Origin of the sequence: Aquitalea pelogenes, assembly GCF_001515305.1 — a bacterium.
Taxonomy (GTDB): domain Bacteria; phylum Pseudomonadota; class Gammaproteobacteria; order Burkholderiales; family Chromobacteriaceae; genus Aquitalea; species Aquitalea pelogenes.
In genome coordinates this window covers 1-19,718 of sequence record NZ_LNQV01000011.1, presented here as the reverse complement: position 1 = coordinate 19,718, position 19,718 = coordinate 1, and the positions used below count along the sequence as shown (strand labels likewise).

18 protein-coding genes, 3 tRNA genes and 1 pseudogene are annotated in these 19,718 nt (G+C 56.6%); 15 read left to right on the top strand and 7 right to left on the bottom strand.

All coding sequences use genetic code 11. The features are described 5' to 3' along the window. The first annotated feature begins 63 nt into the window (after window positions 1–63). From ruvB to AWT75_RS06485, 3 genes and pseudogenes are all read left to right on the top strand, one after another. Window positions 64–1,097: pseudogene (gene ruvB / locus AWT75_RS06495) on the top strand (Holliday junction branch migration DNA helicase RuvB). 4 nt (window positions 1,098–1,101) lie between these two features. Continuing rightward, the gene (locus AWT75_RS06490) at window positions 1,102–1,818 is read left to right on the top strand and encodes a glutamine amidotransferase (RefSeq protein ID WP_062788333.1); all 717 of its coding nucleotides are present in this window, start codon (window positions 1,102–1,104) and stop codon (window positions 1,816–1,818) included. Window positions 1,819–1,886: 68 nt separating this feature from the next. Next, window positions 1,887–2,321 carry a hypothetical protein gene (locus tag AWT75_RS06485; RefSeq protein WP_062788331.1) on the top strand — a complete coding sequence of 145 codons (435 nt, stop codon included), beginning with the start codon at window positions 1,887–1,889 and terminating at the stop codon, window positions 2,319–2,321. 105 nt (window positions 2,322–2,426) lie between these two features. On the opposite strand, the gene proB is transcribed toward AWT75_RS06485, so the two are convergent. The 3 genes from proB to AWT75_RS06470 all read right to left on the bottom strand — a co-directional run bounded on the left by proB (window position 2,427) and on the right by AWT75_RS06470 (window position 6,634). After that, on the bottom strand, window positions 2,427–3,545 hold the full coding sequence (gene proB, locus AWT75_RS06480) for a glutamate 5-kinase (RefSeq protein WP_045846370.1): 1,119 nt from the start codon (window positions 3,543–3,545) through the stop codon (window positions 2,427–2,429). Between the two features lie 71 nt (window positions 3,546–3,616). Continuing rightward, entirely contained in the window at window positions 3,617–5,155 is a 1,539-nt protein-coding gene (locus tag AWT75_RS06475) for a hypothetical protein (RefSeq protein ID WP_062788328.1), read from the bottom strand. Window positions 5,156–5,284: 129 nt separating this feature from the next. After that, the gene (locus tag AWT75_RS06470) at window positions 5,285–6,634 is read right to left on the bottom strand and encodes an adenosylmethionine--8-amino-7-oxononanoate transaminase (protein ID WP_062788326.1); all 1,350 of its coding nucleotides are present in this window, start codon (window positions 6,632–6,634) and stop codon (window positions 5,285–5,287) included. Between the two features lie 188 nt (window positions 6,635–6,822). Here AWT75_RS06470 and AWT75_RS20780 point away from each other — a divergent pair, with 188 nt between their 5' ends. The 4 genes from AWT75_RS20780 (at window position 6,823) to AWT75_RS06455 (ending at window position 11,460) form a co-directional block, all read left to right on the top strand. Beyond that, window positions 6,823–7,245 carry a pilin gene (locus tag AWT75_RS20780; RefSeq protein WP_082695990.1) on the top strand — a complete coding sequence of 141 codons (423 nt, stop codon included), beginning with the start codon at window positions 6,823–6,825 and terminating at the stop codon, window positions 7,243–7,245. Between the two features lie 17 nt (window positions 7,246–7,262). Next, complete coding sequence (locus AWT75_RS23425; RefSeq protein WP_082695985.1) at window positions 7,263–7,703, top strand: pilin; 441 nt, start codon at window positions 7,263–7,265, stop codon at window positions 7,701–7,703. A gap of 67 nt (window positions 7,704–7,770) precedes the next feature. Continuing rightward, window positions 7,771–9,579 (top strand): PglL family O-oligosaccharyltransferase, encoded by a 1,809-nt coding sequence (locus AWT75_RS20770; RefSeq protein ID WP_082695984.1) that lies wholly within the window; start codon window positions 7,771–7,773, stop codon window positions 9,577–9,579. A gap of 93 nt (window positions 9,580–9,672) precedes the next feature. Next, on the top strand, window positions 9,673–11,460 hold the full coding sequence (locus tag AWT75_RS06455) for a PglL family O-oligosaccharyltransferase (protein WP_062788318.1): 1,788 nt from the start codon (window positions 9,673–9,675) through the stop codon (window positions 11,458–11,460). Window positions 11,461–11,580: 120 nt separating this feature from the next. Here AWT75_RS06455 and rpoH read toward each other — a convergent pair whose 3' ends face one another. From rpoH to ftsY, 4 genes are all read right to left on the bottom strand, one after another. Then, entirely contained in the window at window positions 11,581–12,444 is an 864-nt protein-coding gene (gene rpoH, locus AWT75_RS06450) for an RNA polymerase sigma factor RpoH (RefSeq protein ID WP_045846375.1), read from the bottom strand. 192 nt (window positions 12,445–12,636) lie between these two features. After that, window positions 12,637–13,545 carry a permease-like cell division protein FtsX gene (ftsX, locus tag AWT75_RS06445; protein WP_062788316.1) on the bottom strand — a complete coding sequence of 303 codons (909 nt, stop codon included), beginning with the start codon at window positions 13,543–13,545 and terminating at the stop codon, window positions 12,637–12,639. After that, window positions 13,542–14,195, bottom strand: a complete 654-nt coding sequence (gene ftsE, locus AWT75_RS06440; protein ID WP_045846377.1) for a cell division ATP-binding protein FtsE — start codon at window positions 14,193–14,195, stop codon at window positions 13,542–13,544. Before ftsE ends, ftsX begins: the two co-directional genes overlap by 4 nt. Window positions 14,196–14,269: 74 nt before the next feature. Then, window positions 14,270–15,394: a signal recognition particle-docking protein FtsY gene (gene ftsY, locus AWT75_RS06435; RefSeq protein ID WP_062788314.1), complete on the bottom strand. Its 1,125-nt coding sequence runs from the start codon at window positions 15,392–15,394 to the stop codon at window positions 14,270–14,272. A 76-nt stretch (window positions 15,395–15,470) separates the two neighbouring features. On the opposite strand from ftsY, the gene AWT75_RS06430 reads away from it, so the two are divergent. From AWT75_RS06430 to AWT75_RS06395, 8 genes are all read left to right on the top strand, one after another. After that, window positions 15,471–16,829, top strand: a complete 1,359-nt coding sequence (locus tag AWT75_RS06430; RefSeq protein WP_239689487.1) for a M16 family metallopeptidase — start codon at window positions 15,471–15,473, stop codon at window positions 16,827–16,829. Next, window positions 16,819–18,123 (top strand): M16 family metallopeptidase, encoded by a 1,305-nt coding sequence (locus AWT75_RS06425; protein WP_239689486.1) that lies wholly within the window; start codon window positions 16,819–16,821, stop codon window positions 18,121–18,123. The genes AWT75_RS06430 and AWT75_RS06425 overlap by 11 nt, the downstream gene beginning before the upstream one ends. 78 nt (window positions 18,124–18,201) lie before the next feature. Further along, the gene (gene rsmD / locus AWT75_RS06420; RefSeq protein ID WP_062788309.1) at window positions 18,202–18,762 is read left to right on the top strand and encodes a 16S rRNA (guanine(966)-N(2))-methyltransferase RsmD; all 561 of its coding nucleotides are present in this window, start codon (window positions 18,202–18,204) and stop codon (window positions 18,760–18,762) included. A 99-nt stretch (window positions 18,763–18,861) separates the two neighbouring features. After that, window positions 18,862–19,113 carry a YfhL family 4Fe-4S dicluster ferredoxin gene (locus tag AWT75_RS06415; RefSeq protein WP_045846381.1) on the top strand — a complete coding sequence of 84 codons (252 nt, stop codon included), beginning with the start codon at window positions 18,862–18,864 and terminating at the stop codon, window positions 19,111–19,113. A gap of 139 nt (window positions 19,114–19,252) precedes the next feature. Continuing rightward, window positions 19,253–19,338, top strand: a tRNA-Tyr gene (locus AWT75_RS06410). 53 nt (window positions 19,339–19,391) lie between these two features. Further along, window positions 19,392–19,465 (top strand) — tRNA-Gly (locus tag AWT75_RS06405). A 21-nt stretch (window positions 19,466–19,486) separates the two neighbouring features. After that, window positions 19,487–19,561, top strand: a tRNA-Thr gene (locus tag AWT75_RS06400). Between the two features lie 40 nt (window positions 19,562–19,601). Beyond that, on the top strand, window positions 19,602–19,718 hold a 117-nt coding region (locus AWT75_RS06395; protein WP_040724515.1), incomplete at its 3' end, for a GTP-binding protein.

Sequence of the window (19,718 nt, the reverse complement as noted above, 5' to 3'; positions counted from 1 at the left end):
GCGGCCTGTTGGGTCAGGTGGTAAGATGGACGGATTCAAAATCCAGCCACCACGGCAGTACCCATGATCGAAACCGACAAGCTGATTGGCGGCGCACCCGAGCGACGCATCGTTACCCAGCAAAGCCTGTCCTCGCAGGAAGAAGCACTGGAGCGCGCGCTGCGCCCCAAGCAGCTGGATGAATATGTGGGCCAGAAGAAGGCACGCGAGCAGCTGGAAATCTTCATCGAGGCCGCTAAGCGCCGTGGTGAAGCGCTGGACCACGTGTTGCTGTTCGGCCCGCCCGGCCTGGGCAAGACCACGCTGGCGCATATCGTGGCGCGCGAGATGGGTGTCAACCTGCGCCAGACCTCCGGACCGGTGCTGGAACGTGCAGGCGACCTGGCAGCGCTGCTGACCAATCTGGAGCCGCACGATGTGCTGTTCATCGACGAAATCCACCGCCTGAGCCCGGTTGTCGAGGAAATCCTCTACCCGGCGCTGGAGGATTACCAGATCGACATCATGATTGGCGAAGGCCCGGCCGCACGCTCGGTCAAGCTGGACCTGCCGCCCTTCACCCTGGTGGGGGCCACCACCCGTGCCGGCATGCTGACCAATCCGCTGCGCGACCGCTTCGGCATTGTGGCGCGGCTGGAGTTTTATACCCCGGAAGAACTGACGCGGATTGTCAGCCGTTCTGCCGGGCTGCTGAATGTCACACTGGGCGAAGATGGCGCTTTCGAGGTGGCACGCCGTTCGCGCGGCACTCCGCGTATTGCCAACCGCTTGCTGCGTCGGGTGCGTGACTATGCCGAAGTGAAATCCGACGGCGTTGTCACGGCCCAGGTGGCTGATGCTGCGCTGGCTATGCTGGATGTCGACCGGCCGGTCTGGACGTGATGGACCGCAAGCTGCTGGCTGCCATTCTGGAGAAGTTCGGCGGTGGCCCGGTGGGGCTGGACAATGTCGGTGCGGCCATTGGTGAATCCACCGACACCATTGAAGATGTGATCGAACCCTTCCTGATCCAGCAAGGCTATTTGCAACGTACCCCGCGCGGCCGCATGGCCACGGCACTGGCGTACACCCATTTTGGCCTGCCGCTGAAAGACTAGTCCCATGCAGAAAATCATCATCAAGACCGGGCGTACCTACCCGGCGCTGGCCGAAAAACTGGGTGATTTTGAACACTGGATTACCCGTGAAATGCAAGCTGCTCCCGATGAGTGGCGCGTGGTGGACGTGCAGCGTGGCGAAACCCTCCCCGCAGTGGAGGACTGCGCCGCGGCGGTGATTACCGGATCCCCGGCCATGGTGAGCGATCGCGAGGACTGGAGCGTGTCCACCGCACAGTGGCTGCGTCAGGCGGTGGCGCGTGCGCTTCCGGTATTGGGTATCTGTTATGGCCACCAGTTGCTGGCTGATGCCCTGGGCGGCAGCGTGGGCTACCACCCCAAGGGGCCGGAGGCAGGGGTAGTTGAGGTCGACCTGTTACCTGCAGCAGCAGAAGACCCGCTGTTTGCCGGCATGCCCGCCAGCTTTCCGGCGGCGGTCATTCACTGGCAGTCCGTCAGTGCCTTGCCTCCGGGGGCGGTACGGCTGGCAGCCAACGCATTCGAACCCAATCATGCATTCCGCCTGGGTTCGGCCTGGGGCGTACAATTTCATCCCGAGTTCGATCTTGCCGCCATGGGCGCTTATCTGGCGCATCTGGCACCCACGCTGCAAGCGGCAGGTCTGGCACCAGAAGCGTTGCGGACACGGTTGTGCCCCACGCCACAGGCTGCGGCTGTGTTGCAGCGGTTTGCCCGCCTGCTGCAACAGCCATCGGTCTGAGCGTGGCGCGCTGTACATGAATTGATCTGTTATCTGAACCTGATTTGGTTTTCCAGAAAGGAAACATCATGTTTTATGCACTGTTTGCTGCCATTGTCGTGGTTGCCCTGGCTACTTCGCTGGCAGTAGTGCGTTTTTTTGACCCTGCCATCGTCAAGATCCTGCGCCGTACTCTGGGACAGGACCTGGCCGATGCCTGGCGCTACTACATCAGCTTTGCCATCGTGGTAGCAGGGATCTCCGGCGGCGTCCGCCCCTGGAATCTGGAGCAGTATCTGCCGCCCACTGCCGGCAAGGGCAGTACCCAGCTGGAACTGACCGGTGCGCGCTGGGTGCTGGAATTGTGGAACGCGCTGACCGAAACCCTGCGCTCGATGGCGCTGGTGATGTTCCTGTTCTTCATCTGCCTGATGATGGCTTATGTGATTGCCCGTGCGCTGGAATTGCGCCGTGCACGCGAGCTGGAAGCTGGTAAAAACGTGGATGCGCCCGGGCAGGAGTGATACGGCACCTGGCCTGGTCTGTCTGCAGTCCCGGCTGGCTGTTGCACATGCAAAAGGCGGCTTGCGCCGCCTTTTTTGTGCCTGTCACCACTTTGAAACCAGGGTTTACAGGGTGACCATATTGTCGCGGTGAATCAGTTCCGGTTCCACCATATAGCCCAGTGTGGCTTCAATCTCGCGGGTGGTTTTCTTCATGATCAGCCGGGCTTCGTCCGAGCTGTAGTTCACCAGGCCGCGCGCCACTTCCAGCCCTTGCGGGTCCACGCAGGCCACCGCTTCACCACGCAGGAAGTCGCCTTCGATGGCAGTAACCCCTACCGGCAGCAGGCTGGTACCACGTTCGCGTACTGCCAGTGCCGCACCATTGTCCAGCACGATGCGACCGGTCAGCTTCAGGTGGTCAGCCAGCCATTGCTTGCGTGCTGCCATGCGGTTGGTCGGTGCCAGCAGCTGGGTGCCAATGCCTTCGCCATCGGCCAGACGCGACAGCACATCATGTTCGCGACCACAGGCAATCACAGTGTCGGCACCACTGCGGGCCGAACGCTTGGCGGCGAGAATCTTGGTGATCATGCCGCCGGTACCAATGCTGGAGCCTGCACCACCGGCCATGTCTTCCAGCGCAGCATCACCTGCCTGCGCTTCGTGCACGAATACCGCATCCGGATGCTTGCGCGGGTCGGCAGTGTACAGGCCTTGCTGGTCGGTCAGGATGATCAGCGCATCGGCTTCAATCAGGTTGGTGACCAATGCACCCAGCGTGTCGTTGTCGCCAAAACGGATTTCGTCGGTGACCACCGTGTCATTCTCATTGATGATGGGGACGACATTAAGATTGAGCAGGGTGGTGAGTGTGGTGCGCGCATTCAGGTAACGGGTGCGGTCGGCCAGGTCTTCGTGGGTCAGCAGGATTTGCGCGGTTTTCAGGCCGAAAGAGCGGAACGCGGTTTCATAGGCCTGACACAGGCCCATCTGGCCCACGGCAGCAGCGGCCTGCAGTTCGTGAACCCCCTTGGGGCGTACCGACCAGCCCAGGCGCTGACAGCCTTCGGCAATGGCCCCGCTGGAAACCAGCACCACCTGTTTGCCACGGCGTTTCAGTTCGGCAATCTCGGCAGCCCAGCGCGCCAGCGCCGCCAGGTCCAGTCCCTTGCCATCATTGGTGACCAGGCTGGAACCTACCTTGACCACAATCCGGTTGGCGGCATGAATCACCGAGCGCATACAAAACCCTTCTGCTGCAATAAATGAAGAAGCTGAAGAGTTTACCGCAAACCGGACAGCCTGGGCGTGGCTCAGAAGTGGTCGCTATCGCGAAATTCCATCAGCTGGAAGTGGGGGGATTGCTTGTCCAGCCTGGAGGAGCGTACCAGCATGTCACCCTTGTCATCCCACAGGCGGAATTCGCGCAGCCGGCTGAACGGGCGGCCTTGCATCAACAGCAGGGCCGGTCGGCGCAGGCTGGCAATGGCCGGGAGGCGCAGGGCAAATTGCGGGGTGTCGCTGGGATGGGTAATGGTGGGAATCACCATGACGGCTTCGGGTTTGGCCGCGATGATTTCCACCCCGCATTCCACATCGACCCCGTCCGGCAGCAAGGATACCCAGCACACCATGCACAACTGGGCGCTGTCGGGTTTGCCCGGATGGGTCAGCAACACAGCTTCGCCGGCGCGCAAGGTCTGACCGCGTGGCTGGCCGCGCAGCAGAAAGCCGGTGGCGCTCTGGTTCACCACCACAAACAGGCTGGGTGGCGGCGGTGCGCGGGTAGTGGGGGGCGGTGCGGCTTCTTCGTTGCCGGCCTGCACCCAGCTCATGCCGTTGCTGCGATACCAGATGGCCGGCACGGTGGAAATCAGTTCGATTACTTCCTGGATCGGCAGGCGCTGGTGTCGGCGGCGGCGCGGTTGCTGCCATTCGGCAGCCAGCGATTGCAGCAGGTGCAGCTCATCGTAAGTCTGGCTGGGGTTGCTGCTGGTGTTCTGTACCTTGGTCAATTGCTCGATGCTGTGATTCAGCACGGTAATGGCCGGTACCAGGTCCAGCAGATAACATCCCGCTTCCAGGGTTTCCGCCTGGATACGCAGAAAGCGCGGCGGTTCGTCACGGCAGGCATCCACCAGATAGCCATGGGCCTGCCCCTGGATTGCCTCAACCGGAACCAGACCGGTTTGATGGGCCAGATCCATGATCAACTGCTTGGCCACCAGTAATTCCGGCATGGACAGCCGGTTGGTGGAGGTCAGCCCCAACAGCAGGATCTGGCGGTAAATGGTGGCTGGTGAATCGTCGTTTTCCAGATGCTTGTCCTGCCAGCCGCGCGCCAGGGCAAAGCTGAACAGCTGGTGGCAGTCGTACCAGAAGTGTGCCGGTGGCGGGCTGTAGCTCTGGCAGCAGATACTCAGCAACTGGCGTGCCGACATCATGGTGTACAACAGCAGTTCGATGCGTTGTTGCTCGCGTTCCAGCAGGCCGCGTTTGGCCAGCCGCTCGCTCAGCGTGCGTTTGAAGGCAATGAAAATGGCTTCGAACAGGGCTGCGCCCAGCATGGCCAGCTGGCGGGTGCGCGGTGCCGAGGTCAGATCGGTCTGGATGATTTCACTTTCCAGCGCCGGGTAGTAGCGGTCCAGCCCTTTCAGGTATTGCAGCAGCAGCTTGTGGCGGTTGGCCACTTCCATCGGGGTACGGCTGAGATTGCGCAAGGCATCCAGCATCTGGCGGCCGCATTCATGCAGGTCGGTGTACGGCAAGCGTTCTACCCAGCTGGCAACGCTGTCAGGGTTGGTGTCTACCAATCTCGGGTCCATATCCAGAGCGGGCAAGGCAAGCTGCATCGTGCATCCTGTGGCTAGGCGGGTAAGGGAATGAGTTCTGGCGGAATGACAAACCATATGGATGGTTGATCTGCCATTCCTTGTATCGCTCATGCTATTTGAATCAAGCCCGCCTAGGCAAGGTAATCCTCATGGCAATGCGGTGACCGGCCCGGTCAAAATTGTGTTTTCTTGATGCAAGGCATCCAGCACGGCGCAGGTGGCCTGGAACAGCTGCATCATTTCCGCGGGCTGCATGACATAAGGCGGCATGAAGTACACCGTCTTGCCGATTGGTCTGACCAGACAGCCCAGTTTCAGCATGGCCGAGAAAAACGCTTGTGCAAAGTCGGCGCGCGGGCTTTCTACATCAAATGCCCAGATCATGCCGGTATGGCGGAAGTGACGCACATCCGCTCGTGCAGCCAGCGGTGCCAGAATGTCAGTAAAGGTGGCGGCCAGTTCGCGGTTGCGCGCAATGATGTCTTCGTCGGCAAAAATGTCCAGCACCGCCAGGGCGGCGCTGCAAGCCAGGGCATTCCCGGTGTAGCTGTGGGAGTGCAAAAAGCCGCGGGTGACATCATCGTGATAAAACGCCTGGTAGATGGTGTCGGTGCTCAGTACACAGGACAGGGGCAGGAAGCCACCGGTAATGCCTTTGGACAGGCAGAGAAAGTCCGGTTTGATACCGGCCTGCTCGCAGGCAAACAGCGTGCCGGTGCGGCCGAAGCCCACGGCAATTTCATCGGCAATCAGGTGAACCTGATACTGATCGCACAGGCGGCGCAGTTCTGTCAGGTAGACCGGGTGGTACATGACCATGCCGGCCGCACCCTGTACCAGCGGTTCCACAATGATGGCCGCCATTTCGCCAGCCTTTTTTGCCAGCACATTTTCCAGTGAGCGAATGGCGGCCATGGCCACATCCTCGGCGCTCTGTCCCGGTCGGGCTTGTCGCGCATCCGGCGATGGCACCCGCACGCCAGGCTTGAGCAGCGGCGCATAGGTGGCGGAGAACAGCGGTACATCGGTGACGGCCAGCGCGCCGGCGGTTTCACCGTGATAGCTGTTATCCAGACTGATGAAACGGCACTTCTCCGGCTGGCCGATGTTCTTCCAGTAATGAAAGCTCATCTTCAGGGCAATTTCGGTGGCGCTGGCACCATCCGAGGCATAGAACACATGGCCAAGTCCGGTCAGCGCGGACAGGCGCTCGGACAGTTCGATCACCGGCCTGTGGGTGAAACCGGCCAGAATCACATGTTCCACCTCATCCAGTTGTTGCCTGATGGCCTGCTTGATGCGCGGATGGCCATGGCCGAACAGGTTTACCCACCAGGAACTCACGGCATCCAGGTAACGATTGCCGTCAAAATCCTCCAGCCATACCCCTTCGGCTTTGGCGATGGGGATGATGGGCAGGGTTTCGTGGCGTTTCATCTGGGTGCAAGGGTGCCAGACGCTGTCGCGGCTGCGGTTCAGCCAGTCCTGGTTGCTCATGAGGGCTCCTGTATGCGGGAATGGCAGGATGCTAACACAGCCAGTCCCGGCAGCTGGAACTGACAAAAAACGTCACATGCTGACAGCCTATGCAAGCTGAGTGATGACGTGCCACCCTGAAAATACGGCACGCAGCCACCTGGCACGCTTTCTGCATTATGTAGTCCATGCATACCACGGAGAGGGGCATGCGACGCAATAACGGTTTTACCTTGATTGAACTGATGATAGTGGTAGCCATCATCGGCATTCTGGCTGCGATTGCGATACCGGCGTATCAGGACTACACCGTTCGGGCGAAAGTGGCAGAGGGCTTGACTTATGCTGATCATGCCAAGACTTCAGTCAGCGAGTCTTACATTTCGAATGGATACTGGCCTTCAACCAATGCCAGTGCAGGTTTGCCAAGCAGTCTTACCGGCAACTACGTCAGTAATGTACAAGTTGCAGCAAGTGCTGGTGTCAGTGTGATTACCGTTTCATTTAATGCATCAACTGCTTCGGGTTTACAGCTAACACTTACACCAAGTGTTACAGCCAGTAATATTGTATCTTGGACTTGTTCCAGCAACGGCCTTTATCCAAACTATTTGCCGGCTAACTGTCGGTAATTTCTAGGGAGTATCAAATGCAAAAGCAAATCCAACAGGGTTTTACTCTGATCGAGCTGATGATTGTTGTTGCGATCATTGGTATTTTGGCTGCCATCGCCATTCCGGCATATCAGGATTACACAGTACGTGCCAAAGTTTCTGAAGGTCTGGCCGCAGTCGCTGCAGCTAAAACCTCGGTGTCGGAATATGCCATCAGTAATGGTACTATGCCTGGTACAGCTGCTTCTGCAGGCTTCTCTTCTGTTGCAACCAAGTATGTTTCTTCAGTTGCTTACTCGCAAACCAGCAATACTGTCGGTGTGTTGACTGTTACGATGGCTAGTAGCGTCGGTGGTAATGTAACTACTACAGCGAATACCTTTACTCTGACTGGTACTATTTCTAGCGGGACTGTAGACTGGAAATGCGCAGCCGGTACAATTCCTAGTCAGTACTTGCCTGCTAATTGCCGTTGATCATATAGCTTAATTTGTGATTATAAAGGGGTGCTTTTGCACCCCTTTGTTTATTTTGGTGTGGAAGATGAGAAAAATATCTAATTATTTTATTGGGCTAATCATTGTTTTCCCATTTTTTAGCTTTATTAGATTTCCACCTTCCCCTGATTGGTATTTCAGCGCTATTTCCATCGTGGGTTTGGGTGTGGCATTTGTGCTGTTTGCATGGAGAAATGTGCAGCTGGACCTCTCGGTGATGTCAGTTGGTTTGTTGTTATTTCTGTTGGCATGTATCGGGTCTGGGCATGTTAAAGCACCTGAAGAATTGTCGGTGCTATTGTTGTTGTCTCTTTTCTCCCTATATGTAAAGAATGGTATTGATGGGGAAGGTCGTAGTGAATTTATTGTATCGCTTTGCATGCTGTTCTTTTGTGCATCGTTGGTGCAGGTGTTGCTTGGTTATATACAAATAATGGGTTTGGCCCCTTATTTTAATGGATTTGTTGTGTATGACGCTGTAAATCCTCGTGGCAATATTATGGGTAATATTGGTCAGCGAAATCAATATGCCCAATTTTTGACGTGGGGTTTGGTGGCGGCTTGCTATTTGTATTCTATTAGAAAACTGAGGGCATTATTTTTTTGGGCTTCAATAGTTCTTTTTTCGCTTCTTATTTCCTGGTCTGGTGCGCGACTGATTATTCTTTATGGTTTGATGATGTGTTTTCTTTCTTGGATTTGGTTGCGTACAAGTCATGGGGATGCGGTAGTAAAAAGAATGGCTTTTGCCATTTCTGGTGCTGTTATTTTAGTAGTATTAGTACAGATTTTTAATCATCAGCTATGCCAAATTCTTGCTTACATTGGCATGCCGATTGATGTTGAGAGTGGTTCTGATAGGGTTATGGCTGCGGGTGTGGGAGCGCGTAGACGTATCGAGTGGAGTAAAGCTTGGGATATTTTTCTCTCTCATCCTTTTTTTGGTGTCGGTCTTCGAGGTTATGCAGCTGAGTCTGTTCGTTTGGAGGCATTTGGAGGGTGGCCGAAATCCCCTGAGAGTTGGTTATTCAATAATTCTCATAACCTAATCTTCCAGTTATTGGCCGAAACAGGTCTTGTTGGTTTGCTACCTGTAGTAATTTGTTTGGTGATGATTTTTTGGGGATATTTGAAGTTTGGTGCTAAGAGCGGTGAAAACTTGTTCTTGCTTTCAGTTTTTTCTGTGATCGTAATTCATAGTTTATTTGAATACCCATTGTGGTACTTGCCATTCATTCTTTGTCTGGTTGTTGTTGGGGTTTTGGCTCCATTGCCTAGTGTCAATCTGAAGCTTCGTGGTTTGATTGTTCGGACAATTGCAGTTTGTGTTGCAGTTCTTTGTTTGGTAAATTTTTTGATTGGTCATGGTGCGTATAAGATATTATTCGAGAGTCAGCGTCCTACTGCAAATGTTACTGAAAATGTTAAAAGAATAAAATCATTGGTTGAGTTGGGTGCTAATCCTTTTTGGAGGGATGAGGCGGATATGGAGTTGGTTGCTTACTTTCAGCCGACTAAGGATCAGTTTAAATATAAGATTGATCATTTCGAACGCCTAGCAGAGATAACGCCGTATCCTGAAGTATTATTCAAGTTGTCCATATTGCGAGCATTGGATGGGCAGGCCAAAAAGTCCCAAGAGGCGCTGGTATTGGCAATCGCAAATTATCCTGATTTTGTTGATGCTTATGTGGCAAATTATGCACGTTATAATTTTGCAGAAATTGAGCCGCTGAAGAAAATTGCCAAGCGTGCGGCCGAAGAGTATGCCGCGCACGGTGGTAATACGGAGGCTGGCCGTATCGCCGCCGTCATGACCGTCGCCGCCCCCGTCACCCGCAAAGCGCTGTTCTGATCGTCCACAGGCACCGTCGGCCCAGGCTGGCGGTGTCTTCCTGTCAGACATGCGGTATCCTCCTTGTTTTGCTTTCGGCTCCCCTATTTCATCATGTCCTTTCCGACGATCTCCCGCCGCATGGCCTTGCTGGCGTTTTGCCTGATTGCCATCCTGCCCTTTGCATCCCGCATTCATTTTGTGCCGCTGCCGCAATGGTTTGGCGAGATGAATGTGGTGTGGTTGATGCTGGCTTCCGCCGTATTCCTGCTACCGTCGGCAACTTTGTTTGAACGTGTACCACGCGCCAGTTGGTGGTGTTTGTTGCTCGCACTGCTGTGGGGTGTGCAGCCGCAGCTGGTGCAGGCCCTGTTTCCCGGCATGACCTATGCCACCGCACTGGCCTGGCTGGTGGTGGCCTTGCTGGCGGGGCTGTCCTACAGCCTGCAGCAGACATTCGGACCGCGTGATTTTGCCATCTGGCTGGCGCGGGCAGTGATTGTGGGTGGTTTGGTGCAGTCGCTGATTGGCCTGGCACAGCTGACCGGCCTTGCCCACACGCTGGGCCTGTTTTATGACAGTGCGCACCCCACTACCAATATCTTTGGTCATATCGGCCAGCGTAATCAGTACGCGCATTATCTGATGTGGTCGGTGGTGAGCGGGGTATACCTGTTTGCCGTGGACCGCATGGCGCGTGGCTGGCTGGCCTTGCTGGTGGTGTGGCTGGGGCTGATGCTGGCTTATGCTGCATCGCGTACCACGCTGTTGTATCTGCTGGCTCTGACCATGCTTGGCTTTGTATGGCACTGGCGCATGCGTAGCCAGGAGTCGCGCCGCCTGATGTGGGCCATGTTGCTGGCCTGTGTGGTGATCTTTGCCGCGCAGTTTGCCTTGCCTTTGGTCAATCACCTGATTTCGCTGTTCACCCATGCCAATGTGACCAATGCCTCCGGCGTGGAGCGGCTGGCGGCTAATGGGGATGACATGGGTTCGCGCCGTATTGCCGAAATGACCAAGGCCTGGATGACCTTCAAAACCCACCCGTTGTGGGGGGTGGGTTGGTCGCAATATGCAGCGGAAAGCGTACGTTTGCAGCCGCTGCCGCAGTTTGCCAGTGCTGGCTTCAATAGCGGCCTGTTCACCAATTGCCATAACCTCATTTTGCAATTGCTGGCGGAAATGGGCCTGCCCATCACCCTGGCCGTGGTAGTCGGCTTTGCCTGGGTGGTATGGCCATTCTTCAGCGAGCGTGCCGAAGCTGAAGGCATGCTGGCGCTGGGTTGCATGGCGGTGACGCTGATTCACAGCATGCTGGAATACCCGCTGTGGTATCTGTATTTCCTCGCCATGCTGGTGGTGTTTGCTTCGATGGCACCGGCACGGACTGCGCGTGCCGGCTTGCTGGTCCGGGCAGCCTGGCTGTTGGGTATGGTGTATGTGGGCTATCTGTCGATTGTCACCTGGTCCACCTACAACGAGCTGGTGGGCTTGTATACCCAGACGGATAACCCGGCACGCGATGCCAAGCGCCAGCAGCGCCTGGCGCAGATCATGGATGAGCATCCGCTGTTTGCCTATCATGCCCTTAGCACGCTGGATGATTATCTGACTGCGGATCGCAGCAACCTGACGCAGAAATTGCAGTGGGAAGAACGCCTGACTGCTTTCCGCCCCTATCCGGATGTGATGATGAAAAAGGCGCAGATGCTGGCGCTGGCGGGTAAGCAGGATGAGGCGCGCAAAACCGTGGCCACGGCACTGGCATCCTTCCCGACCTATGCCAAGGATTATCTCGATGGTATTGATGAGGATGTGCCCGAATGGCAAGGCCTGCGTGCCGAGGCGCAACGCGTCTTTGACAAGCTGCCAGCCAAGTACCGGGGTGGGGAAGGGGAGTGAGTGTTGCTGCAAACCGCCGCCCGAAAGGTGGCGCTTGTATCACTCAGACGGTAAAGCAGTGAAGAAAATGAAAAAGCCCGCGTCGTTTGGCGCGGGCTTTTTGTTATGGCGGGTGACGGCTTAGTCGTCGATCACCACACCTTCACTCAGTGCGGCCTTCATTTTCCCCAGCGCTTTGGCTTCGATCTGGCGAATGCGTTCGGCCGAAACACCAAACTCGGCAGCCAGTTCGTGCAAGGTGGAACCGCCATCGTCTGCCAGCCAGCGGGCTTCCACAATGCGGCGGCTACGGGCATCCAGAGTGGACAGCGCATATTCGATGCCTTCGGTCTGCAGGTGATCGAAAGCCTTGCGTTCCAGTGCGCGGGTCGGCTCATGGTGGGCATCAGCCAGCCAGTCGATCGGTGCATACGACTCGTCATCACCGTCATCGGCCATTAGCGCGATATCCTGCCCGCTCATGCGGGTTTCCATTTCACGTACTTCTTCCGGCTTCACGCCAAGGTCTTCGGCAATCTGCTGCGCTTCCTGCTCACTCAGGGCAGAAAAGCTGCTTTTCATGCTGCGCAGGTTGAAGAACAGCTTGCGTTGTGGCTTGGTGGTAGCAATGCGCACCAGACGCCAGTTACGCAGGATGAATTCGTGAATTTCTGCCTTGATCCAGTGCACGGCAAAGGAAAACAGGCGAACACCGCGACCGGGCTCGAAGCGCTTTACCGCTTTCATCAGGCCGATATTGCCTTCCTGGATCAGGTCGGCTTGTGGCAGGCCGTAACCGGCATAACCACGGGAAATGGATACGACGACACGCAGGTGCGACAGAACCATCTGGCGAGCGGCATCCAGGTCGTTTTCTTCCTGGAAGCGGGTGGCCAGTTCTGTTTCCTGTTCGGGGGTCAGCATGGGAACACTGTTCACCGCCTGGATGTATTGCTCCAGGCTGCCGCTGGACGACGGAACGGGCAAGGCAAATGTTGTGGTCATCAGTGTAACTACCTCCTTGGGTAGTGCTATCTTAGCACTCGCATATAGAGAGTGCTAGCAAGCAAAGGTTCCACCGTCAATGAATTTTTCTATGATGCCGATAGCTTTTTTCAAGTCGCTACCGGGTATTCATCAGGGACGGCCAGTTGTCACCTTAAGTGAAAACCGGCCGTGGCGGGAAGGGGAGGATTGTTAACGAGGTTGTATCTGGCGCAGGTGATGGTCGGACGCCAGGCGGGCACCCAGCATGGCCAGCAAGGCAGAAACGGCCAGTACCACGGCCAGCTCCACCGGCGTCAGGCCACGCAGCGAGACGGCTTCGTTATAAAGCTGGGCAAACTCATGAATGGCCGGGTTGGCCGTCACCACCAGCCAGCTGGTCAGCCCCCAGGCAGCCAGTCCGGCCAGCAAACCCTGCCACATGGCGTGATACATGAAGGGTCGGCGGATGAAGCTGTCCGGTGCGCCAATCAGCTTGGCCACTTCAATTTCGTCACGCCGTGCCAGAATCTGCATCCGCACCGCATTGTAGGTCACCAACACCAGTGCGATGCCCAGCGCAGCACCCAAAAACCAGGTCAGTTGCTTGCCCATTTCCACCATGCCGTACAGGCGCTTGGCCCAGCGGGCATCAAACTGGGCGGTCTCCACCATGGGCAGGCCGGACAGCTCTTTTTGCAGCATTTCCAGTTCGTGCGGTTCCAGCGTCTTAGGGGTAACCACAAAGGCGTCCGGCAGCGGATTGTCAGTCAGTCCTTCGCTTAAGCCTGCCAGTCCATTGCGCTTTTCCAGGTCAGAGAGCGCCTGTTTCTTGCCAATGAACTGGAAACTCTGGATGCGCGGGTGCTTGGTCAGGGTGCTGGAGACAGCGGCCAAGTCTGCTTCTTCGGCAGACTGCTCCATGAACAGGGTGATCTGCGGCGTGGCGGTCAGTCGGCCGGCCCATTCCTGGATGCTGCTCACACTCAGGTACAGCGATAGCGGCAAGGCCAGCGCAATCGACAACATCAGCAGGGTAAGCAGGCTGCCAAATGGCTGACGGACAATCTTGCCCAAAGCCTGCCGTGCACTTTGCCAGTTCAGATACAGATAATGTTTCATGCGGCGAACTGCCCTTCTTTCAACCGGATGATACGGCGACCATAGTCTTCCATCAGTGTTTCATCATGGGCGGAAATCACCACGCTGACGCCAACCTGATGGAAGGATTTGAACAATTCCATGATGTCCAGTGCATAGGCGCGGTCCAGGTTGGCTGATGGTTCATCGGCCAGCAGCAAGCTGGGGCGGTGTACTACGGCACGGGCAATGCACAGCCGCTGCTGTTCACCACCGGACAGGCGGATAGGCATGGTTTTCTCTTTTGACAGCAAGCCCACCTTGTCCAGCGCGGCACGGACGCGGCGCGCGGCATCGCGGCGGTCAAAGCCGATGATGTCCAGCGGCAACATCACATTGTCGAATACCGAACGGTCGAACAGCAGCTTGTGGTCCTGAAACACCATGCCGATATGCTGCCGGACATAGGGAATCTGGCTGTTACGCAGCTTGGACAGGTTTTGCCCGCTGACAATCACGCTGCCGCTGGTGGCGCGTTCTATCCCGGCCACCAGTTTGAGCAAGGTGGATTTGCCTGCACCGGAATGCCCGGCCAGAAACACCATTTCACCGGTATCGATGGTAAAGGAAAGGTTCTTCAGGGCCTCGTTGCCACCGGGATAACGCTTGGTGACCTGGTCGAACTGAATCATGCGCTGGATTCCCCTTGATCCGGAAAGACATCACCGGCAGTGGTCTGCCGGTGCTCAAAGATTGTGTTGCTGACTTAGTCGAACAAGGCGTCGACATAGTCCTTGCTGTTGAAGGGCCGCAAATCGTCAATGCTTTCACCCACGCCGACAAACCGTAGCGGAATGGGACGCTGCTTGGCAATGGCGGCAATCACGCCACCTTTGGCGGTGCCATCCAGCTTGGTCAGAATCAGGCCGGTGAGGCCCAGCGCGTCATCGAATACCTTGACCTGGCTGATGGCGTTCTGCCCGATATTGGCGTCCAGCACCAGAATCACCTCATGCGGGGCATCCGGCAGGGCCTTCTGGATGACGCGCTTCACCTTCTTGATTTCTTCCATCAGGTGCAACTGGGTGGGCAAACGGCCAGCGGTATCTGCCAGTACGATATCAATGCCACGCGCCGTGGCGGCCTGGATGGCGTCATAACAAACAGCGGCGGCATCACCGCCTTGCTGGGCAATCACGGTGACGTTGTTGCGCTCGCCCCAGGCCATCAGCTGCTCGCGCGCAGCCGCGCGGAAGGTATCGCCAGCTGCCAGCAGCACGCTCTTGCCTTGCTGCTGGTAGTACTTGGCCAGTTTGCCAATGGAAGTGGTTTTACCGGCACCGTTCACCCCGGCCATCATGATGACAAACGGCTTCTTGCCGTTGACATCCAGCGGCTTCTCCAGCGGGTGAATCAGCTCGTTCAGCGAATCCTTCAAGGCGCCTTTCAGTTCGCTGCCGTCTTTCAGACCTTTCAGGCTGACGCGCTCGCGCACATCCTTTAATAGATGCAAGGTGGCATCCATGCCCATGTCGGCGGTCAAGAGGACGGTTTCCAGCTCCTCGTACAGATCCTCATCAATCTTGCCGCCACCAAACAAACCGGCCAGCGATTTGCCCAGCTTGTCGCGGGTTTTGGAAAGGCCGGCCTTCAGGCGCTCGGTCCAGCTGAGTTTTTTGGCGGGTGCGGCGCTTTCTGCTGCCGGGATTTCCGCTGCGGTAACCGTGCTGGCGACAACCGGCGCAACGGCTTCAGCCTGCACGGCAGGAGCTGGATTGTTTTCCGGTACGGCAACCGGCGATTCGACAGCCGTGCTCTGGGTCGGCTCGGTTTGCGGTTCGATAACCGGGGTTTCAACCGGCTTTGGCTTTTTCTTGAAGAAACTAAACATGCGTCTGTGTAGTCTGGGGAAGCGATAAATGGCTAAATTGTATCCTTAAATGAGCAACAGGGCAGAAACGATGGTGATGAAAGCAAAATCAGGGCTGATCCTGGGCATGCTCCTGCTATTGGCGGGCGTGGTGATGGCGGCGCCGCAAGAGACAATACTGCCCAACGGCATGAAGGTAGTGGTGGTACGCGATGCGAGATCACCCGTGGTGGTTTCCCAGTTGTGGTACCGGGTGGGGAGTGTGGATGAGGTCAATGGGCATACCGGCCTGTCACATTTGCTGGAACACATGATGTTCAAGGGTACGGCCAGTGTTGCGGATGGCGAATACTCCAGACGGATTGCCCAGGCCGGTGGCAAGGAAAACGCCTTCACCAGTCGCGACTACACCGTGTATTTTGCCCAGCTGTCTGCCGACAAGCTGCCCTTGCTACTGGAGCTTGAGGCCGACCGCATGGCCAATCTGCAAATAGATGAAGCAGCTTTCCGACGTGAACTGGAAGTCGTCAAGGAAGAACGTCGCCTGCGCACTGACGACCAGCCCGCCGGCCTGTTGCAAGAAGCGCTGTATGCCAATGCCTTTGTGGCAAATCCTGTTCGTTACCCGGTGATTGGCTGGATGGATGATCTGGTCCATGCCCGGGCGGATGACCTGCGCCAGTGGTATCGCCAGTGGTATGTGCCAAACAATGTCACCCTGGTGATTGTCGGTGATGTCAATCCGCCTCGTGTATTTGAGCAGGTCAGGCATTACTTTGCCGGTCTCCCGGCCAAAGCATTACCGGTGCGTAATCCGCAGCGTGAACCCTTGCAGCAGGGCATCAAGCGGGTGGAGCTGAGTGCGCCGTCACAGTTCAATTATCTGAGTATGGCCTGGCATGTGCCTGGGCTCAGTTCCGGGGCGGATGGTCAGGCTTATGCCTACGCCCTGTTGGAGGCCGTGTTGTCGGGAGATGCCGCTGCACGTCTGCCTAGTCAGATGGAAAGGGGAAAGGCGCTGGCACATTCGGCAGCTGCCGATTACAGCATGCTGGGCCGGGGCGAGGCCTTGTTTGTCATTACCGCCACACAAGCACGTGGCAGGCAGCCGGCAGAACTGGAAGCTGCCATCCGTCAGCAGCTGCGGGATATCGTCGAGCGTGGTGTCAGCGAGCAAGAACTGGCACGTGCCCGGCTCCGGCTGGATGCGGATGAGATTTACCAGCGTGATTCACTGTTTGCCCAGGCCATGCGCGTAGGTACGCTGGAGTCTGTCGGCTTTTCCTGGCGTGATGCCGACCGCATCCGGCAGCAAATGCAGCAGGTAACTGCGGAGCAAGTACGCCAGGCAGCAGCTTCCTTGCAGGATGGCCAGCTTACTGTTGTCACCCTGCTGGGCAAAGGCGGCGTAAATACAATGGCCGGTCAATTGAAGGGAGATGGATTTGTCCGTTAAAACAATGACCCTGGCTGCCGTGATGGCCCTGTTCAGCTCGCTGGCAAGTGCAGTCGAGATTCAGTCGTGGATTACACAGCAAGGCGCCCGCGTTTTGCTGGTAGAAGCACATGACAACCCGATACTGGATGTGCGGGTTGACTTTGACGCAGGTAGCCGGCGCGACCCGCCAGGTAAAGAAGGGCTGGCAGCCATGGTGGCAGGCCTGCTGGATAGTGGTACCACCCGGCTGGATGAAGATGCCATCCAGCAACAGCTGGCCAACAGTGCTGCACAGCTGAACGGCTTTGCCGAACTGGAAACCGCCGGCCTGCGCATGCGCAGCCTGAGTCGTCCTGATCTGCAAGAGCGCGTCACCGGACTGGCCACCCAGCTGCTTACCCAGCCGACATTTGCCGTGGCCGTGTTGAATCGCGAACGGCAACGCGCCATAGAAAGCCTGCTGCAAAGGCAGGAAGATGCCGGGGCAAGCGCAGACATCACCTTGCAACAGCGCATGTATGGTGATCACCCCTACGCCAGGCCCGCATACATCACGGTCAACAGCCTGCAAGCCATCCAGCGCGAAGATCTGCTGCAGTTCTGGCAACAACATTACCGCGCAGCAGGGGCCGTGGTATCCATTGTCGGAGACATAAAACGTCAGGATGCTGAATTACTAGTCAATACCATGCTGCGTAACTTGCCGCAAAGCACGCAGCCTTTGCCGGATATTGCACAAGCAACACCGCAGCCTGTTGCCCGGGTTCACCTGACACGACCAGGCAGCCAGACCCATATTGCACTGGGCATGCCGGTTCTCAGGCGTGACGATCCGGACTACTACCCATTGCTGCTGGGAAATTACATTCTGGGTGGTGGTGGCTTTGACTCCCGCCTGATGCAGGAGCTGCGTGTGCGGCGCGGTTTGACCTACGGTGTGCGCAGCCACTTCACACCATTGCAACAAGCAGGGCCATTTGTCATTTCACTGGCCACCCGCAATGCAGAGGCCGGACTGGCGCTGCAGACAACGCGTGAGGTATTGGCAGGCTTTATAAAGGAAGGACCGACAGAAACAGAGTTGAACCAGGCCAAGGCCAATATCATTGGCGGCTTTCCATTGCGCTATGACAGCAACAGCAAATTGCTGCCCTATCTCGCTGTTATCGGTCAGTACCACTTGCCATTGAGCTATCTGGAAGATTACCCGCGCGCCGTAGCCCAGGTGAGCATTGCGCAGATTCGTGATGCCTGGCAACGCCGGATTGACCCGCAGCAAATGCAGATTGTGACGGCAGGCGCTACACCTTGAGCGTCAAACTGCTTGCGATGCAGCATGCCAGGCGGGAAAAGAGTAAACTCTCGCCCTTGTGTTTTCAGCCCATGCATCATGAATCAGCAGCGAAACAAAGTCCGTATCATCGGTGGGCAGTACCGCCGCCGCTTGTTACCTTTCCCGGATGCCGAGGGCTTGCGGCCCACACCGGACCGCGTCAGGGAAACCGTATTCAACTGGTTGGGTCAGGAACTCTATGGCAAACGCTGCCTCGACCTGTTTGCCGGTAGCGGGGCACTGGGGTTCGAAGCCGCATCGCGCGAGGCAGCTCGCGTGGTCATGGTGGAGAAGTCGCGCAAGGTGGTCGAGTCGCTCAAGGCGAATCGTCAGCTGCTCTCCGCAACGCATATAGATGTAGTTGCCATGGATGCAATGCACTATGTGCAAGGCTGTCGTGAAAAATTCGATGTCATCTTCCTGGATCCGCCATACGACTCGACACTATTGCAGCAGGTGCTGCCTTTGACAGCAGCGCTGCTGGCAGAAGACGGTGTGGTGTATTTCGAGGCCAGGCATTGGCCTGAAGCCCTCAGCGGCTGGGAAGTCATCAAGCAGGACAAGGCGGCATCCGTGCATTACGCACTGGCAAGGCCGCTGGAAGAAGAATCGCTGTAATGCACCTGCAGGTCGCCGCATAAAGATATAACGGGGCGAACTTGCGACTGCGGCAGGTGGATGACAGAATCAATACTGTGAATACTTGAGGAAATTACTATGTCTCTCATGATTACCGACGAATGCATCAACTGCGACGTCTGTGAACCGGAATGCCCGAACAACGCCATTTCGCAAGGCGAAGAGATCTATCAGATCGACCCCAACCTGTGCACCCAGTGTGTTGGTCATTACGACGAACCGCAGTGCCAGCAAGTCTGTCCGGTGGATTGCATCCCGCTGGATCCGGCGCATCCGGAAACCCAGGAAGAACTGCACGCAAAATATCTGCAGATTTCCGGCAAAGCCTGATCAAGGCTAAGTGCTTGATGCAAAAAGCAGAGCCCCGCCCTGTGCGGGGCTTTGTGCATTTTCCGGCAAAAATAATTAAAAAAAATGCGCTACAGGTGTTGACGGAAGAAACGGGTATCTATACTATTCGGGTCTCTCAGGGGGGGTTACCCCAGCGGTCAACGGGTCCGGACTGTAAATCCGGCGGCTCAGCCTTCGAAGGTTCGAATCCTTCTCCCCCCACCAGAATTAATTACGTCTTGGCGGCGTGTAGTATGAAAGCCGTTTAGTTGTTGCAGGCGGGTGTAGCTCAATGGTAGAGCAGAAGCCTTCCAAGCTTACGACGAGGGTTCGATTCCCTTCACCCGCTCCAAGCGTTATTGCCTGTTTAAGGGCCCATGTAGCTCAGGGGTAGAGCACTCCCTTGGTAAGGGAGAGGTCGGCAGTTCAATTCTGCCCATGGGCACCACCCATTTGTTTGTTAGAGACTCAATTCAGGAAATTTTGCCATGGCTAAGGAAAAGTTCGAGCGGACCAAACCGCACGTAAACGTCGGCACCATCGGTCACGTTGACCATGGTAAGACCACCCTGACCGCAGCGATCACCACCATTCTGTCCAAGAAG

Bases quoted from the DNA above. Each gene is read 5' to 3' on its own strand.
- AWT75_RS06490 (WP_062788333.1), top strand. From the start codon at position 1,102: ATGCAGAAAATCATCATCAAGACCGGGCGTACCTACCCGGCGCTGGCC.
- AWT75_RS06485 (WP_062788331.1), top strand. From the start codon at position 1,887: ATGTTTTATGCACTGTTTGCTGCCATTGTCGTGGTTGCCCTGGCTACT.
- proB (WP_045846370.1), bottom strand. From the start codon at position 3,545: ATGCGCTCGGTGATTCATGCCGCCAACCGGATTGTGGTCAAGGTAGGT.
- AWT75_RS06475 (WP_062788328.1), bottom strand. From the start codon at position 5,155: ATGCAGCTTGCCTTGCCCGCTCTGGATATGGACCCGAGATTGGTAGAC.
- AWT75_RS06470 (WP_062788326.1), bottom strand. From the start codon at position 6,634: ATGAGCAACCAGGACTGGCTGAACCGCAGCCGCGACAGCGTCTGGCAC.
- AWT75_RS20780 (WP_082695990.1), top strand. From the start codon at position 6,823: ATGCGACGCAATAACGGTTTTACCTTGATTGAACTGATGATAGTGGTA.
- AWT75_RS23425 (WP_082695985.1), top strand. From the start codon at position 7,263: ATGCAAAAGCAAATCCAACAGGGTTTTACTCTGATCGAGCTGATGATT.
- AWT75_RS20770 (WP_082695984.1), top strand. From the start codon at position 7,771: ATGAGAAAAATATCTAATTATTTTATTGGGCTAATCATTGTTTTCCCA.
- AWT75_RS06455 (WP_062788318.1), top strand. From the start codon at position 9,673: ATGTCCTTTCCGACGATCTCCCGCCGCATGGCCTTGCTGGCGTTTTGC.
- rpoH (WP_045846375.1), bottom strand. From the start codon at position 12,444: ATGACCACAACATTTGCCTTGCCCGTTCCGTCGTCCAGCGGCAGCCTG.
- ftsX (WP_062788316.1), bottom strand. From the start codon at position 13,545: ATGAAACATTATCTGTATCTGAACTGGCAAAGTGCACGGCAGGCTTTG.
- ftsE (WP_045846377.1), bottom strand. From the start codon at position 14,195: ATGATTCAGTTCGACCAGGTCACCAAGCGTTATCCCGGTGGCAACGAG.
- ftsY (WP_062788314.1), bottom strand. From the start codon at position 15,394: ATGTTTAGTTTCTTCAAGAAAAAGCCAAAGCCGGTTGAAACCCCGGTT.
- AWT75_RS06430 (WP_239689487.1), top strand. From the start codon at position 15,471: ATGAAAGCAAAATCAGGGCTGATCCTGGGCATGCTCCTGCTATTGGCG.
- rsmD (WP_062788309.1), top strand. From the start codon at position 18,202: ATGAATCAGCAGCGAAACAAAGTCCGTATCATCGGTGGGCAGTACCGC.
- AWT75_RS06415 (WP_045846381.1), top strand. From the start codon at position 18,862: ATGTCTCTCATGATTACCGACGAATGCATCAACTGCGACGTCTGTGAA.